The following is a 15,258-nucleotide window of genomic DNA, read 5'->3' as shown; positions in this document are numbered from 1 at the left end:
ATAACCCTAATTTCTTTTTTTTGGATTTTTAATTAATAGCCTTTAATTAATGGCCATTTTTTTTAATCGTTATTTTTAATTAGCCCTTTTTAATTAGCCCTTTTTAATTAGCCCTTTTTAATTAGCCCTTTTTAATTAGCCCTTTTTAATTATTTTCTTCAAATTAATGGTCCTGTGAAATTTTTATCAAGGGTTATATGAATTTTATCAATTATATGAAGATAAACTAAAACTTAATGTTGATTTTTGTCCCACAACTGGGGCATTCCTTATTTTTCTTCAAATTATTGGACTCAACACTAAATCCATCCCTTTGAATGAGAAGTTCTCCACAATTCGGACATTTGGTGTTCTCCCCATCACTTCCTGGAACGTTCCCCACGTAAACATATTTTATACCTGCCTCTCGGGCCATTTCATAGGCTTTTTCCAGGGTTTCTACTGGGGTAGGTGGTACCAGGTTCATTTTGTAATGGGGATAGAAGCGGGTTAAGTGTAGGGGGATGTTCACATCTACATCAGCCACAAATTTCACCAGTGATTGGAGGTCTTCTGGAGAATCATTGTATCCTGGTATCACCAGGTTGGTGATTTCCAAGTGAATGCCCTTATCATGCATGGCCTGGATGTTTTCCAGCACGGGTTCCAGACGTGCCTGGCACAGTTCTTGGTAAAATTTATCGGACATCCCCTTCAAATCCACGTTGGCCGCATCAAGATGAGGTGCGATCAGATCAAGAGATTCCGAACTCATGTAACCATTGGTAACGTAAACTGTCTTCAAATCATTTTTATGGGCCAGTTTTGCAGAATCATAGGTATATTCAAACCACATGGTGGGTTCGTTGTAGGTCCATGAAATGGACTGGCAGTTATTATCCAGTGCCATCTTTATTGCCTCTTCAGGGGGAATATCCCTGGTTCCGATTTCATCAAGATCTGCCTGTGATATGGACCAGTTCTGGCAGTAAGGGCAGCGAAAGTTGCATCCAATGCTCCCCATGCTAAATGATAGGCTGCCGGGATAAAAATGGAAAAGAGGTTTTTTTTCAATGGGGTCGACTGCTACTGAGGAAGCTGATGCATAATTCAAACTGTACATAGTGCCGTTATCATTCTGCCTCATCCCGCAAAAACCAGTTTTACCATGGGATATAACACAACTACGATTACAGATATGGCAATTAAGCACGCCATCTAGCTTCTCATAAAGTATGGCTTCCTTTTTCAATTTTAAACCCCCATTATATTGAAAAAATGTTATAAATAATAAAGATATTTTTTTATTTTGAAGATAAGCTCTTAAAATTCTGGGGATAGTATTAAAATTCCTGGGATAATTTATTGAATTATTTGGGTTGTCTATGAAGTGGGTTGTCTATAAAAATTCTTGAGATCGGTTCTTAAATTAAACATCCCCTTTATTTATTTACAAAGTGCTGGTAACCTTTCCCTTCTAATATATTTGTTTTACCATCTTTATTTATTATTTCCATCTTACCAGAATCCGTCACCACTCCAACCTGATGAAGCCCGAATTCGTCCTTCAAATGTTTGAATTCATCTTTTTCAATGGTTAAAAGAAGTTCAAAGTCCTCACCATAATAAAGAGCCAAATCAAGTGGGTCCTGATCTAATGCAGTAGCTAGTTCTTCCACTTCCAGAGTAATGGGGATCATGGTTTCAAAAAGACTGATTCCCACGCTGTTTTTGGAAGCTTCCAACAATTCACCCACTTCACTGGCCAGACCATCGGTTATATCAGTGGCAGAAGTCACTGCACCAGTATTTGCCAGTGAAATTCCTTCTTTTAATCTGGCACGCGGTTGGATGGCCTGTTTCTGGATGAGTTTCAGGGTGGAATTTCTGAGTTCCTTTTTAAGATTTTCCTTTACTGGTTGTGGTGATAATAAAAATTCGAATCCTGCTGCTGCCACACCCAGGGAGCCGGTAACCGCCACCACATCCCCTGGTCGTGCACCTTCTTTCATAAGCACTTTGTTTTTACCTACTATCCCTAAACAGGTTCCACTGAGGATTAACTCATCGGATTGGTTGGTGTCACCACCCATAAGGCCCATTTCATAATCCTGACATGATTTGAGCACACCATCCATTATCTCATCAAATTCATTAAGGGGAAGATCCTCTGGTAAGCCCAGAGACAGTATGAAACCAATGGGTTTGGCTCCCATGGCTGCCAGGTCACTGACATTCACTGTCACTACCTTTCTACCCCTATCTTCTGGGCTCATATCTGATGGGAGGTGACTTGATTCCAGTAAAAGGTCAGAAGTAACCACCAGATAATTATCTCCCAGATCAATGAGGGCAGCGTCGTCACTGAGACTTTTAAAATAAAATTCATCAAAAAAAGGAGAATTAGGTTGAGAAGCACGACTCCGGGATAGAAGTCGTTTAATAAGCTTTTTCTCACCAATATTGGATATTTTAAGATTTGGGGGATGTTTTGAATCTTTAGAAGGCATCATCTTTAAAGGGCTTCATTAACCCTGTCCTGTATTATGGAAACGATTTTTGGATCGGGGCCCAGGGGATCGGTGTAGATTATCTCCCCGTGAAAGTGAATTTCCTCTGTTTCACCGTGGTCGTGGCTGTGTCCATGCTCATGGCTATGTTCATGGGTTTCATCACCATTACCCAATCCTAAAATACGGGGGATGTCCTCTGTGGTGTGCACTCCTGGAGCCAGGAACACAGGGGTTACCACTATTTTTTCCACACCCATCTGGGCTAGTTTATTTATGGATGATGGAATGGAAGGTTTGTTCATGTTCATAAAGCCCACTTCCACAGGATGATCACTTTCCTGTCTATAAATCTCTGCTAACTGGCTTAGAACATCTTTACCATAGGGTAGTCGGCTGCCGTGGCCCACTAACACGATCCCTACATTACTGTTTGAGTTTGAATTTGTAACCATAGGATATAACTCCTTCTGCGCCTTCTTCTCTGATTTTCCGGAATACTAACTCTACTTCCTGACCTATTTCAATGTCATCGGTGTTACAATCCACTATTTGACTGGTGATTTTAGCTCCTTCTTCCAGTTCAATAATAGCCACAGCATAGGGTGATATATTTTTGAATTCATCTGTTGGTGTGTGAATAACAGAGTAACTCATAATCTTTCCATTTCCACTGAATTTTATGGGTTCTAATTGTCCTTTCCGTCTGCATTTAGGGCAAATTACCCTCATGGGGAAAAATACTTCGCCGCATTGTAAACACTTTGATCCGATGAGATTATATCTTTGGGAGATGTGACGCCATCCTCTTACTATATCTTTCATTTATAATACCTCGCTAAGATTTTATTGTGTTGGTTATGGTTTAGCTGAAAAAATTCAGTATTTGAATTCAGATTTTATAATTTGATCTAATTCTTATAATCTAATTCTTATAAATCCTTATATAATTCTGATGTTTTTATATGTTTTATGATTGGAATGGTTCTGATCTAGGATAATGTGACTAGGGATATTTTCTTGAAGATCATGGATATTTTTTTAATTATGAGGAATTTTTAAATTATGGTGATATAGATGTGTGAGAATATTTTGTGGTGAACTTTTTTTTCTCTATCCTATTTTACTGGGGGATAATATAATTTTTTGTTTTAGAAATAACTTTATATTGTATTACTTTTTATATATTAAATAATAAATATCTGGGGTCAAAACAGGAATGGAACAACTACTGGAATTAGGTTTGAGTTGACACTAAAATAAAAAGGGCTGCATTATGGATAATAATGGGTATGTAATGAGTTTATCTTCATTTTTTCTTATTTTACCTGCTGTTTTACTGTTGACGGTACTGGTAGACATGACTGTGGATCAAACCAACATCCAGCAAGACATCTTGAACTCCCAGGATGTTATGGGTGTTGCCACGGATCTGGAAGCAAGTTTACCATTGGTGGGAAGGGAAGTACTTAGAGATAAATCTTTGGAGGTTATACATAGTGGAAAACCACTTTCAAACAGTAGAAAAGAGGTTAAGGAAGAATTACAGAACAGAATGGATAGTTTTTGTTCAAGATATTGTGGTGATGGCATGTTGGTGGAGTGTAAAATATTGAATGTGGATAACAGTTTTGATCCATTTTGTGTGGAAGTAAAATCAAGGTGTACTGTTAATAAAGGCACCCTGAAACATCAGGTAAATCTTACTCAGAACATTTCCCTTGTTAATGGATCATTCCCTATTTATGATCCACTGCCATTCATCAAGTGCAGGAATTATGGGGGTGCAACCATAAAAGGAGACCGGACATACTATGGTTCCAGCCTTGAAAATTATCTCAAATCAAGGGGCATCGAAAATTTTGAAGCCTACGAAAATGCCACATCTGCGTTATCCATAAAAAAATGCCCCTATGATCCTTATATTCTCCACGGAGACACAGATGAACTGGTAAACCTGAAAAATTGCATTGACAATGGATTCTATCATGAAAGTAGTGATGGGTCTTGTTTCCTCTGCAGACTGGAGGGGAGGGGTACCTGCCCCCATTACGGTATGGAAACCTTCATCACACCCGCACCATCTGATAATACCTTATTTTCAAATCCCCTGGGTAATGTTTCCCTGTCAAATAATTCATCAAATGCTCCTAGTTCGGTGGATCATGTTATATTCAATGACACTGGTTCCCACGGAACCTACTCTGGCTGTAGACTCATCTACTTTACCAATGGAACTCACAATTTCCAAATCTATCTGGACAATTCCCATAGACAAAAATATGGATTACCTAATTTTTAAAATTGAATACGAGACTTCTAGATTGAAATTAAGATATTGAATGATTCCAGTGATAAAATGTCTAAAAATCAATTTACTGAAGATAAGCAGGGAATGGTATTTTCAATGGATTTAATGCTGGCGCTTGTGATAATAACAGTCATATTGGGAGTTTCAGCAAATGCCCTGGACGTTGTTGGTTCAAAAATGGAGGATTATGCCTATGGAAATTCTCTGGAAAGAATTACTATCTCCGGTGCAGATATGCTGGTGAAAACACCTGGATCTCCAGAAAATTGGGAAGAATTATATGATTTGGGTGGGGTTACACCTGGATTGGCTGACATGAACGCGTCCAATGTGAAAACTCATGCCGATGTTCTAAGTATTCGGAAGATAAACCGCCTTAAAGAAAGTTATGATGAATTAATGGTGGGACATGTAATTCCCTCATATTATAAATCTTCTATGGTTATTTACCCGGTAAACACATCTTCAGAACCAATATTCGTGAAGAATATGGGTGACAACCCTGATTCTACAGAAATAATGGTGGAAAACCGTACAGTTCTTTGTAATTACTTTGATACCAGTATACTGGTCTTTATCAATGCCCAGGAATCCTTTCAATTATCCCAACAGAAACAGTTAGGTGAAAAATGTCCACATTCTGGTGTAAATGGGAATTTGTCACATTCAAATGTGGATTATAGAAATGTGAAAGCAGGGTGGATATGTTACCCTTTTCGAGTAAATCAAACAATGTTAAATTCAACTGATTTTTATATAATGACTGATTCGGATCGTGTAAAAGATCCATCAGCAGTCTGGGAGATGGACCGGCCAGAAAACCTAACAGAAAATGCCCAATTATTCCAAAACAACCCAATCCTAGTCAATGGCAAAATAAAGGAAATTATGGGCAATAACAGTACTGTTGTGCTTTGGTTACATGTATATTCATCTGGAAATCCTGATAAATCCTTTAATACTTATCTAGCCGGATTTCCTAAGGGAACTCCTTATGAAAAGGTTAAAGTTGAGTATTTAGCTCCACAAGTTTGCTATTTTGTTTTTAAAGTGTGGGTTTAATTTTTTATAAAAAAGATAATAAAAAAAGATAAAAAAGACCTAATGGTTATAGATAAAGTTATATTTTTAATTTTCCCGTTATAACCACCACTTCTTCGAAGAAATGCTTTTCACGGGCAGTTATCGATGCATCCATACCAATGTCATTTAATTTTTTTAGGGTTTTATCGTTATCTGATAAAGAAGATTGCACTAGCTGGACTGTTCCCTCAGGATTAAGGTGATCAATTAATTCATCCAGAAAACGGTCTATGACTTTTCTACCATCTACACCACCGTCCCATGCAGCTTCCAGTTCATCATCAACCCTTTCCTCTTCGGAAGTGGGAAGGTAGGGTGTATTGAATAATATTAAGTCGAATTTCTCATCAGAAACCGGTTCAAACAGGTCTCCTTCTTTAATCTCCACGTTATAGGCCTTGTTGTTGATAATATTGTGGGTGGCACATTTAATGGCATGGGGATTGATATCAGTTGCTACAACTGTCCTGCATTGTCTGGAAACAGTTATTGTCACAATTCCAGTCCCGGTTCCTATTTCAAGCACCCGGTGCTTTCTTTCCACTTGAAGGTTTTCTGCAAGGAGAAAAGTGTCTTCAGCAGGTTCGTATACTTCAGGATGGGTTTTGTAATGAATTCCATTGTAATCTAACATCTTTAATCCTCAAAGTTAGTAGCTTGATTCGTATGAATTATATCATTTTAAATTCTATGAATGAAAATGATTTTAAAGGTATTTTTAATAAATATTTTTAATATTCTTTTGTTTTTAATAGTTTTAATAAGGTTAATTGAGTTATTAGGGGGCTTGAGCTTATTTTTTCACAGATTCCAAACCTTCCAGGGCAGTGGGAAGGCAATCCAGCACATTTGACAATCCTGAAAGGTGAAGATTCATAACCACTGCTCCTAAAATCTCGTCTCTGGATGCTCCCTGACTTTTGGCCATCTGTGCATGCATTTTAACTCCCATAGGGTTACATTTTGCAGTTTGGATAGCTATATTGACCAGTTGTTTGGTCTTGGGATCCATTCCTTTAAGAGAACGCTGGGCATCCACCAGGTCATTGAAACGTCCTGCTAATTCCGGAAATTCATTCTGAAATAGTTGAAAAGGGTTTATTGCAGTGATTTTATTCCTATCTTTTAGGATTACATCCTTCTCAGTTCCATCCGTATCATTATTGTTTTCATCACCCATTTTTTTCATCATATCCCTCCATTAACTCTTTAAGTTCTCTGGAAATTGTTAAAATTTCTTTCTCATTCAACTTAAAAACCCTTTCCTCAGTGAGTTCAGGATCCAGTTTCAAGATTAGATCCCGGATAGTAGTTCGATCCAGGTTTAGGTCGGATATTTCATGGAAAGATTGAAGTAAAGCCTTTCCTGATTTCTTTTTTTTATGCTGGAACAATGCTCTGCAAGTATTAGCAAAGAATTTATCTGCCTGTGGATTTTTTTTGGGTGTTAACTTGATTACAGCTGAGGAAATTCTGGGTGGGGGTAGAAAAGCATTCTTGGGGACATTAAAAAGAAGTTCTGTGTGTGTGCACAGGTTCATCATCACTGACAGGCGGGAATAATTGGATTCCCCGGGTTGGGCTACCATTCTCTGGGCGAATTCCAGTTGGTACATTAAAATAGCGTAATCAAAGTTGTAATTGAGGAGTTTGAATGTTATGGGTGATGATATCTGGTAGGGTAAATTGGAAACTACTTTGTTAAAATAAGGGAACTCCATTTTTGTAGCATCGCCCTCCATAACTTCCACATTGGATATTCCCAGTTCATGGAGCCTTTCCCTGAGAACCCGAACTATTCGTTTATCCTGCTCAAAAGCGACTACTTTACTAGATTTTTCAGCCAGTGGGAGTGTTAATGTGCCAATACCGGCTCCGATCTCCAGGACCACATCTGAATCATTGAGCTGGGCATTTTCGATAATTTTGGCTAAAATATGATCATTGGTGAGGTAATTTTGGCCTTTCCTCCGATCTAACCTTATTTGATGCTTTTTTAACAGCTGGGAGGTTTCTTGTGCCAACATTTCCTTAATCTTCCAATTCCTATATCATTTAAAAAAAGGAATTTAGTTTAAAAAAAATATTTAAAATTTCCGTTTTGGGGGTCTGGTGAATAGAATGTATTTCTTTTTACCCTTTCTATCTTCAGCAGCTTCCAGTTCCAGATGAATTCTTTTAGCAATGAGTTTCACCGGGTCAGATAACATGGGGACTCGTTTTTTCACATCCTCAAAGTCCTGGAAAGGTGCTTCTTTCCGGGCCTGTATAATGTCCCACATGTGCTTTTTACCAATACCTGGCAGTAATTCAATCTGGTGCAGACGGGTGGATATGGGGCCTGCTTCATTGAAGAATTGGATAAATTTGTCTTCTTTTGCCTTTATAATTTCTTCAATGACATAATTTACCTCTATTCTGGCAGTTGAAGTCATTTTGTTAAAGGGTAACCTACGGTTAACCCTGGCAATTTTCTCTCTTTTCCCTGCTCCAATGTAAACTTTTTCATGAATATCCAGGTTTACATTTTCCTTTGGTGTTAATTCTAACAGGGTGAATTCTTCTGTACCAATTGCCTGAGCCACAGGTTTACGCTTATAGGAGTTTGATCCTTCTTTAACATAACCTAGAGGTAAATAGTCTAAAATAATAGCATAATCCTCCATTTGACCACCCTGATAATTAATTATAATTTTAATATTACATTAATCCGTTCACTAACAAAGCGAAACTTCAGCCGATGTCCATATCCCATAAACTGTAAATAGGCAATAATTCAAAGGAAAAAGGGTTTTAAAAAGTTTTTTATTCTTCTTCTTCCCTGTATTTACTAACTATTTTAAGTATATTCTCCATTTCTTCCTTTTTATGGGATCCCCTTTCCTTGGCGAAAATAAGTCGCATGTCATCCATATCTTCTGGCATGACATCTGCTATTTTTATGGCTTGGGTCTTTTTGATGATCTCTTCCAGTTCACCAACCAGCTTCTCTGCATTATCTACGGATATTTTGGAGAATTTGGTGACATGATCCAGGGCCAGATTCTGTTCATAACTGAGTTCGTGAACTGTTTCTCGCTCTTCTAGGAGTGGTTTAACTTTAACCAGGGGTATTGGATCGGTTTCAAGAACTTTTTTCCCAATCATCCCCATCACTCCTGTATTTTCAGGTGTTCAGGTCGAATAATCAGTTTTTTAGCTTTATTCCCATCATTTATTGCTACTATATATGCTCGGCCTCTTTGTTCAGCAATTTTCCCGGTTTTACCATGGAAACGTGGGTGGGGTTGGCCTTTGTGAACGCTAGGGTCTATTATGATGTGAACCAGGTCATCTTCCTGGAAAGTCTGGATTTTTTTGGTTATGGGATTGCTTCTCCCTGCTCTTAAAGTCTTTTTAAGTTTGTACCTTGTTTTACTTCTAAAACCTCTTGATCTCTGAGTCATTTTCAAAACCTCCACTTCCATAAGAAATGGGTTAATTAAATTTAGCTATTAAATTTACTTCAAATTGCCTGTTATATGAGTATCCTGATTCCATCGGAGTTATTGGATAATATAGATTATCTGCTCTATTCAGGGGATTTGCCCAGGCACAATTTGTTAATTTTATGATATTATTTCTCACAGAGCTTAACTTACAATTTAAGATAAAATTCGTATGAATCTCGATGTGGTTATGGCTCCTTGGTAAATCGATTAAAATTATTTATGATGTGACGGAGTTTATAAAACTATCCTTCCACTCATTTAAATGTTAACTTCCAACACATCCAGCTCTACACACTTGGCATTTATACCCAAAAGGGAAGTTACACTGGGCTGTGTTCTATCTTCATCCCCAGATATAAGTTCTTTGATATATAATCCCCCTTCACAATTAACAACCAACTCCAGATGACTGGAATCCAGCATTTTAACTTGAATCTCCTTCACTTCCCTGGTACGGATTTTATCTGCTCTTCGGTGTGAAACTCGAATAGGAGTACGTTGTTTTATAATATTAAGAGAATTTAAGGCATTTAATTTCTCTTCATCAGTTTCCTGATCCAGTTCTACCAGTGCACGGTAAATTTTATAGGTCTCTGTGGAAGATGCTTTAATACCACTTCTGCGATCCTTACTCACCATTTTTAAATCAAGAACCTCTACTTTTCCCTGGCAGTACTCGTTTATTTTGGATGTTAACTCTTCCAAGTTCAATTCGCGGATCTTCGGCTCTTTTATCTCTAATACGAATGGTCGTCCTCTGCCCAGCATTCTCACATCAATGTCTTCCCTACCTGCACCGTGAAATTTGGATTCTTGACCTTCTGTTGCCTTTAAAACTGTTTCTGCCATCAACTCTTCCACAGATTCAGGGTACATTTTCCCGGTGAAATCACACTTTTTGCATCCCTTTCCTCTGCATTTTCGGCAGGGCCACCTGGTTTGGGGAATGCCTCTTATCAGTTTTCGGTATCTGCCTTCAATGAACAAGGGATTTATTTGAAGATCCACTTGGTTGTTGGCAAAGTCCATCATAATCACCAAGTTAGGATTATCAAAATCCACTTCTTTCTCCAGACGGAGTTCTAATTCTTTACCTAACTCCCGGTTAATCTCTTTTTTAAGACTATCATTTTCAGATCCGATTTCATTCTGTATTTTTTTCTCTTTCTCCAGGATTTCAGGAGGCAGACGACAACCTACCAGGAATGTTTCAAATTCAACTCCAGAATCATGGATAGTATTGATTATTCTCTCCAGGATATCTTCCAGTTCCCTAAAAATGTCTCCACAAACATAGCAGGCTTCACCCTTTTCAGGGATTTCCTCAGCTGTGTTAAGAATATCTTTTAGATAAGCACCTCGTTCATGATTATCATTCCCTGAAACTTGTGGATAAAAATTCCTGCCAAGGCAACGGTTGCAAATGTTCCCGTGGGTGGTATCAATTATTTTCTGGGCCTGTTCTTTAACATTTTTCATGGTAGATCTATCCTGAAATGAATTTATTTAGGTTATTTTAATGATTTAATGGTTAAAAATTACGCAATGGATTTGAATTGTATGCAATAACGATGTGATGAGCTTTCAATGAATTTTTTAGTAGAATTGATTTAAATTAGTATTTTTTTTAGATTGGTGAACTTAGTTCATCTGGATTAACCCTGCAGACTATTGGATTGACCGGTTAGCATTGTTTGGATTGGTCAGGGTAATATTCTCATTCGGATTAGTTAAAATTAGTTATACCTGTTAACTACCTGTTAAAATAAGTTGACAGATGTCACCGCATCATCTGGCGCATCATCTGTCCCATGGGTCCGCCCATCTTACGTTTTCCGAAGCCCTTAATCGCTTTTTTAGTAACTTGATAATATTTTAAAAGCTCTTTAACATCTTCGTTACGCATTCCAGAGCCTCGGGCTATTCTTTTAACTCGGGACTGTTTGATAATTTCGGGATGGGTTAATTCCTGTTCAGTCATGGAATCCATCAAGATCTTGTATTTGCTCAGTTTCTCTTCAGTTACCTGAGATGCGTTTTTGGGTAGTTTATTTCCCATACCCGGGAGCATGTTCATAACCTGCTGCATGGGTCCCATTTTATTCATCATCTCAAACTGACTGTACATGTCTTTCAGGGTGAACTTACCACTGAGCATGGCGTCCATGGCTTCTGCGTCAACGTCTTCCTCGGCAATTTCCTCAGCACGTTCAATGAGACTTCTAATGTCTCCCATTCCCAGTAATCTGGAGATGAAACGTTCCGGATCGAAAACTTCCAGGTCTTCAATACGTTCACCAGTTCCAATAAACTTGATGGGTGCCCCTATCTCGGCCACGGCTGACAAGGCACCTCCTCCTTTGGCTGAACCGTCCAGCTTGGTTATTACAATGGATCCAATTTTGGTGGTTTTACTGAAAGCCAGAGCTTGTTCCTTGGCTTGCTGACCAATGGTACCGTCAATGACCAGCATAACTTCATCAGGCTCCACCACTGCAGATATCTGTTCCATTTCATCCAGGAGATCCTTTTCCTCCTTATGGCGTCCGGCAGTGTCCACAATTATAAGATCCTGCTTTTTAAACTCTTTTAAACCTTTACGGGCCAGATCAAGAGCGTCCTTGTTATTGGGGTCTCCGTAAAGGGATAAGTTCAGGCTTTCTGTGAGTTGGCGTAACTGTTCGTAGGCTGCTGGCCTCCAGGTGTCGGTACAGATTAATGCGGGGTTGAAACCTTTTTTTTGCAGGTATTTGGCCATTTTTCCAATAGTGGTGGTTTTACCACTTCCCTGCAGTCCTACAAAGAGTATCTTGTAAGGTTTCTTATCAATTTCTACTTCTGCTGCTTTATCTCCCAGGAGGTGGACCAGTTCCTCGTAAACAATTTTAATGACGTGTTCCTTGGCGGTAACTCCTTTAGGAGGTTTTTCATTCAAGGCCCTATCCTCTATTGTTTTAGATAGATTCAGAACCAGTTTTATGTTAACATCCGACTGAATTAAAGCCCTTTGAATATCTTTAATGACCTCTTTAACCACTTCTTCATCAATAATGGTCATTCCGGCCAATTTTTTCATGGTGTTGGTCAGATTTTTACCCAGGTTACCCAACATGATCGCATCACCACGTCCTAATCTTTTTAATCATCTTAATTATGTTGTGTTATTTGTTATTTTTTCAATGTCTGTATTTAAGTTGGTTTTCATAAAATCAAGGGCATATTTCACATTTTTTAAGGAATAAAACCAATCATTGCCTTTAGATTCTATGAAAATTTCTATAAAATTCACTTAAGTTATACATCTAAATTTAATATATATAAATTATAAAATAATTTGGAATTGGTTTATCCGTTTCATTATAACTAATTTGTGTATAATAACTAAGTTGTGTTATAATAATTAAATTAAAATTCGAATGTTATAAAATATTATACTGATTAGTATAATTATTGATAATACACTTGAAACTATTTTAAACCATTATCAGATCATATATATTGGTTTCAACTTAGATTAATTTGGGTAATTTATGGGCTTATAATTGTATTCAAAGTCCAAATAATAGTTTTTAAAGTTGCAAACTACTGGTTGCCCAGGATTGTTTGAAGTATTAGAATATACAGAAGTTAGATATAAAAGTTAGATAATCTTTTATACTGAAATTCGAGTAAAATAGTAAACATTTGATTTCATGGATTTTGCGTGTTTAATTGGTGGTAAAATGCTGGAAAAGTTAGTAAAAAGTCTTGTCGAAGCTCCTGTTGTGAAAAAAGGGGATTATGATTATTTTGTACATCCTATAACTGATGGTGTTCCACTGGTTGAAGCTAATTTACTACAGGAAGTAGCAGAAGCAGTTTCCAAGTTTGGAAACATGGACGTGGATAAAATTGTCTGTGTGGAAGCCATGGGCATCCACCTGGCTACTGCTATTTCCCTACTCACCAACATACCCTTTGTGGTGGTAAGGAAACGTTCTTATGGATTGGAGGGAGAAGTAGCGGTTCACCAGACAACTGGATACAGTGAAGGTGAATTATACATTAATGGTCTGAGAAGGGGAGATCGGGTTTTCCTGGTGGATGATGTAGTAAGCACCGGGGGGACCATGACATCTGTGATTAAAGCCCTTCAACGCATAGAAACAGATATCGTGGATGTAATGGCTATTATTGAAAAGGGTGATGGCCGGGAATTTGTGGAGAAAGAAACTGGAATTAAGGTGAACACACTGGTACGAGCCAATGTTATTGATGGTAAGGTAGTGGTGGAGAAAATCACTGCCGGGCAGCACAATTAAAGCTTAATATTTTCTCATTAAATCAAATAAATGGATTTTAGAATCATGACAAGTTACCAATTTAAAATCGACCAGGTACTGGATAAAATCAGGGAAACAAAGGCAGAAGTCGTAGGTTTGCAGTTTCCTGAAGGTTTAAAGGTCCATGCAACGGAACTAGCTAGCCGGATCGAAAATGAAACAGGAGCATTGGTTTTAATATCTGGTGATCCTTGCTATGGTGCCTGTGATCTCTCTGATATGGAAATGGCTGGAATAGTGGATTTACTGGTGCATTTTGGGCATACGCCGCTTCCTATTGATTATAATGTTCCCACTCTTTTTGTGGAAGCCCACTATCAGTTGGGATCTTTGGAGATTTTAAAAAGAGCACTTGAAAGTCTTGAAGGAAAGGAAAAGATCGGTCTGGTGACCACTACCCAGCATTTGCATCTTCTGGAAGATGCTGCACAGTTTCTGGAGGAACATGGCAAGCAAGTTCTCATGAAGGAGGGTGCAGGAACATTGAAAGGCCAGGTATTGGGGTGTAATTTTTCATCAGTTCAGGATCTTCCAGTGGATGCCTTTCTTTACCTGGGCAGTGGTAACTTCCATCCCCTGGGTATAAAACTCTCCACCCAAAAGCCAGTGGTTATAGCTGACCCCTACCTTAACCAGGTGAGAGATATTGATGAATTCACTGATAGAATTCTCAGAATACGATTCGCCCGCATAACAAAGGCCACAGAAGCTAAAAAATTTGGAATACTCATATCTTCTAAGAAAGGTCAATGCCGATTGGACTTGGCAAAAGATTTAAAGAAGATGATATATAATGAAGGCAGGGAAGCGTATCTGATACTTCTGGATGAAATAAATCCTCCCAGTTTATTGCCCTACATGGATTTAGATGCATTCATAGTGACAGCATGTCCTAGAATAGCGATTGATGACTCTAAAATGTATAAAAAGCCCCTATTAACTCCTCAAGAGTTGGAAATTGTTCTGGGGTTGAGGGAGTGGGAAGATTATCAGATGGATGAGATTAAATACTAAGATCATTAATCATTAATTCATAACATAATATATTTTAAAAAATTATATATCTAACAAATTATCACAAATTGGATTACCACAAGTTTCCAATCCAATTCCTATTAATTACCAATTACCTAATTAATATCATCAAATATCATATCGTAAATCATAATTTAATTATCACAACATTTTAATAACACACTTTATTAAATCCTCAATCAATCATGGTCAATAAGCCATATTTATCTATGTAAAATCCGTTACTTGGTTATCAAGTTCACCTAATCTTATTATACTACAGAAAAATTAATGGTCATTGTGCATACAATTTATATTCCAAATAATTATTTAATCCCCCATTCTCCAATCAAATAGGTGCCTTTTATATTTGTAATCATAAATTATGATGTAAATGTGATTATGTGCACATTTAATGTGCAATATTAATATTTAGTGATTGCAATTGGTTAATCTTTTCAAGAGGATTGGGATTTGAATATTTTTTAAGATAGGAATTAGTGGAATAAATCACTCTTGAATATTAAAGATAAAAAAACAAAAAAAAC

General features: G+C 37.6%; 16 protein-coding genes. 4 read left to right on the top strand and 12 right to left on the bottom strand.

The features are described 5' to 3' along the window. Positions 1-226: 226 nt before the first annotated feature. The 4 genes from amrS to A994_RS00995 all read right to left on the bottom strand — a co-directional run bounded on the left by amrS (position 227) and on the right by A994_RS00995 (position 3,314). Positions 227-1,231 carry an AmmeMemoRadiSam system radical SAM enzyme gene (gene amrS, locus A994_RS01010; protein WP_004029387.1) on the bottom strand — a complete coding sequence of 335 codons (1,005 nt, stop codon included), beginning with the start codon at positions 1,229-1,231 and terminating at the stop codon, positions 227-229. A 190-nt stretch (positions 1,232-1,421) separates the two neighbouring features. Further along, complete coding sequence (thiL, locus tag A994_RS01005; RefSeq protein ID WP_048204019.1) at positions 1,422-2,489, bottom strand: thiamine-phosphate kinase; 1,068 nt, start codon at positions 2,487-2,489, stop codon at positions 1,422-1,424. A gap of 5 nt (positions 2,490-2,494) precedes the next feature. After that, positions 2,495-2,944, bottom strand: a complete 450-nt coding sequence (gene cfbA / locus A994_RS01000) for a sirohydrochlorin nickelochelatase (RefSeq protein ID WP_004029385.1) — start codon at positions 2,942-2,944, stop codon at positions 2,495-2,497. Next, positions 2,916-3,314, bottom strand: a complete 399-nt coding sequence (locus A994_RS00995) for a Zn-ribbon domain-containing OB-fold protein (RefSeq protein ID WP_004029384.1) — start codon at positions 3,312-3,314, stop codon at positions 2,916-2,918. Before A994_RS00995 ends, cfbA begins: the two co-directional genes overlap by 29 nt. A gap of 472 nt (positions 3,315-3,786) precedes the next feature. On the opposite strand from A994_RS00995, the gene A994_RS00990 reads away from it, so the two are divergent. Together A994_RS00990 and A994_RS00985 are read left to right on the top strand one after the other, a co-directional pair. Continuing rightward, positions 3,787-4,791, top strand: coding sequence for a hypothetical protein (locus A994_RS00990; RefSeq protein WP_237739673.1), 1,005 nt, complete (start codon positions 3,787-3,789; stop codon positions 4,789-4,791). A gap of 57 nt (positions 4,792-4,848) precedes the next feature. Then, complete coding sequence (locus A994_RS00985) at positions 4,849-5,862, top strand: hypothetical protein (RefSeq protein WP_004029382.1); 1,014 nt, start codon at positions 4,849-4,851, stop codon at positions 5,860-5,862. A 58-nt stretch (positions 5,863-5,920) separates the two neighbouring features. Here the strand turns inward: A994_RS00985 and A994_RS00980 are convergent, their stop codons facing one another. The 8 genes from A994_RS00980 to A994_RS00945 form a co-directional block, all read right to left on the bottom strand. Then, a complete protein-coding gene (locus tag A994_RS00980) occupies positions 5,921-6,517 on the bottom strand; it encodes a HemK2/MTQ2 family protein methyltransferase (protein WP_004029381.1) in 597 nt (198 codons plus the stop codon). Between the two features lie 159 nt (positions 6,518-6,676). Further along, entirely contained in the window at positions 6,677-7,072 is a 396-nt protein-coding gene (locus A994_RS00975) for a carboxymuconolactone decarboxylase family protein (protein WP_004029380.1), read from the bottom strand. Beyond that, the gene (rsmA, locus tag A994_RS00970; RefSeq protein ID WP_004029379.1) at positions 7,056-7,910 is read right to left on the bottom strand and encodes a 16S rRNA (adenine(1518)-N(6)/adenine(1519)-N(6))-dimethyltransferase RsmA; all 855 of its coding nucleotides are present in this window, start codon (positions 7,908-7,910) and stop codon (positions 7,056-7,058) included. Before rsmA ends, A994_RS00975 begins: the two co-directional genes overlap by 17 nt. 60 nt (positions 7,911-7,970) lie before the next feature. Next, a complete protein-coding gene (locus A994_RS00965; RefSeq protein ID WP_004029378.1) occupies positions 7,971-8,549 on the bottom strand; it encodes a DUF655 domain-containing protein in 579 nt (192 codons plus the stop codon). A gap of 139 nt (positions 8,550-8,688) precedes the next feature. Next, on the bottom strand, positions 8,689-9,030 hold the full coding sequence (locus tag A994_RS00960; protein WP_004029377.1) for an RNA polymerase Rpb4 family protein: 342 nt from the start codon (positions 9,028-9,030) through the stop codon (positions 8,689-8,691). A gap of 5 nt (positions 9,031-9,035) precedes the next feature. Continuing rightward, entirely contained in the window at positions 9,036-9,329 is a 294-nt protein-coding gene (locus A994_RS00955; protein ID WP_004029376.1) for a 50S ribosomal protein L21e, read from the bottom strand. Positions 9,330-9,632: 303 nt separating this feature from the next. Then, positions 9,633-10,853: a tRNA pseudouridine(54/55) synthase Pus10 gene (locus A994_RS00950; protein WP_004029375.1), complete on the bottom strand. Its 1,221-nt coding sequence runs from the start codon at positions 10,851-10,853 to the stop codon at positions 9,633-9,635. 301 nt (positions 10,854-11,154) lie between these two features. After that, the gene (locus tag A994_RS00945; RefSeq protein WP_004029374.1) at positions 11,155-12,486 is read right to left on the bottom strand and encodes a signal recognition particle protein Srp54; all 1,332 of its coding nucleotides are present in this window, start codon (positions 12,484-12,486) and stop codon (positions 11,155-11,157) included. A 610-nt stretch (positions 12,487-13,096) separates the two neighbouring features. On the opposite strand from A994_RS00945, the gene hpt reads away from it, so the two are divergent. After that, positions 13,097-13,675: a hypoxanthine/guanine phosphoribosyltransferase gene (gene hpt, locus A994_RS00940; RefSeq protein WP_004029373.1), complete on the top strand. Its 579-nt coding sequence runs from the start codon at positions 13,097-13,099 to the stop codon at positions 13,673-13,675. A gap of 45 nt (positions 13,676-13,720) precedes the next feature. Further along, entirely contained in the window at positions 13,721-14,710 is a 990-nt protein-coding gene (gene dph2, locus A994_RS00935) for a diphthamide biosynthesis enzyme Dph2 (RefSeq protein ID WP_004029372.1), read from the top strand. The last annotated feature ends 548 nt before the right edge of the window (positions 14,711-15,258 follow it).

Origin of the sequence: Methanobacterium formicicum DSM 3637, from assembly GCF_000302455.1 — an archaeon.
Taxonomy (GTDB): Archaea; Methanobacteriota; Methanobacteria; order Methanobacteriales; family Methanobacteriaceae; genus Methanobacterium; species Methanobacterium formicicum_A.
The sequence above is the reverse complement of the archived record's forward strand: the minus strand, read 5'-3'. Positions and strand labels throughout refer to the sequence as shown.

Excerpts from the sequence above, each read along its gene's own strand:
- thiL (WP_048204019.1), bottom strand. The coding sequence starts at position 2,489 with ATGCCTTCTAAAGATTCAAAACATCCCCCAAATCTTAAAATATCCAAT.
- cfbA (WP_004029385.1), bottom strand. The coding sequence starts at position 2,944 with ATGGTTACAAATTCAAACTCAAACAGTAATGTAGGGATCGTGTTAGTG.
- A994_RS00995 (WP_004029384.1), bottom strand. The coding sequence starts at position 3,314 with ATGAAAGATATAGTAAGAGGATGGCGTCACATCTCCCAAAGATATAAT.
- A994_RS00990 (WP_237739673.1), top strand. The coding sequence starts at position 3,787 with ATGAGTTTATCTTCATTTTTTCTTATTTTACCTGCTGTTTTACTGTTG.
- A994_RS00985 (WP_004029382.1), top strand. The coding sequence starts at position 4,849 with ATGTCTAAAAATCAATTTACTGAAGATAAGCAGGGAATGGTATTTTCA.
- A994_RS00980 (WP_004029381.1), bottom strand. The coding sequence starts at position 6,517 with ATGTTAGATTACAATGGAATTCATTACAAAACCCATCCTGAAGTATAC.
- A994_RS00975 (WP_004029380.1), bottom strand. The coding sequence starts at position 7,072 with ATGAAAAAAATGGGTGATGAAAACAATAATGATACGGATGGAACTGAG.
- rsmA (WP_004029379.1), bottom strand. The coding sequence starts at position 7,910 with ATGTTGGCACAAGAAACCTCCCAGCTGTTAAAAAAGCATCAAATAAGG.
- A994_RS00965 (WP_004029378.1), bottom strand. The coding sequence starts at position 8,549 with ATGGAGGATTATGCTATTATTTTAGACTATTTACCTCTAGGTTATGTT.
- A994_RS00960 (WP_004029377.1), bottom strand. The coding sequence starts at position 9,030 with ATGATTGGGAAAAAAGTTCTTGAAACCGATCCAATACCCCTGGTTAAA.
- A994_RS00955 (WP_004029376.1), bottom strand. The coding sequence starts at position 9,329 with ATGACTCAGAGATCAAGAGGTTTTAGAAGTAAAACAAGGTACAAACTT.
- A994_RS00950 (WP_004029375.1), bottom strand. The coding sequence starts at position 10,853 with ATGAAAAATGTTAAAGAACAGGCCCAGAAAATAATTGATACCACCCAC.
- A994_RS00945 (WP_004029374.1), bottom strand. The coding sequence starts at position 12,486 with ATGTTGGGTAACCTGGGTAAAAATCTGACCAACACCATGAAAAAATTG.
- hpt (WP_004029373.1), top strand. The coding sequence starts at position 13,097 with ATGCTGGAAAAGTTAGTAAAAAGTCTTGTCGAAGCTCCTGTTGTGAAA.
- dph2 (WP_004029372.1), top strand. The coding sequence starts at position 13,721 with ATGACAAGTTACCAATTTAAAATCGACCAGGTACTGGATAAAATCAGG.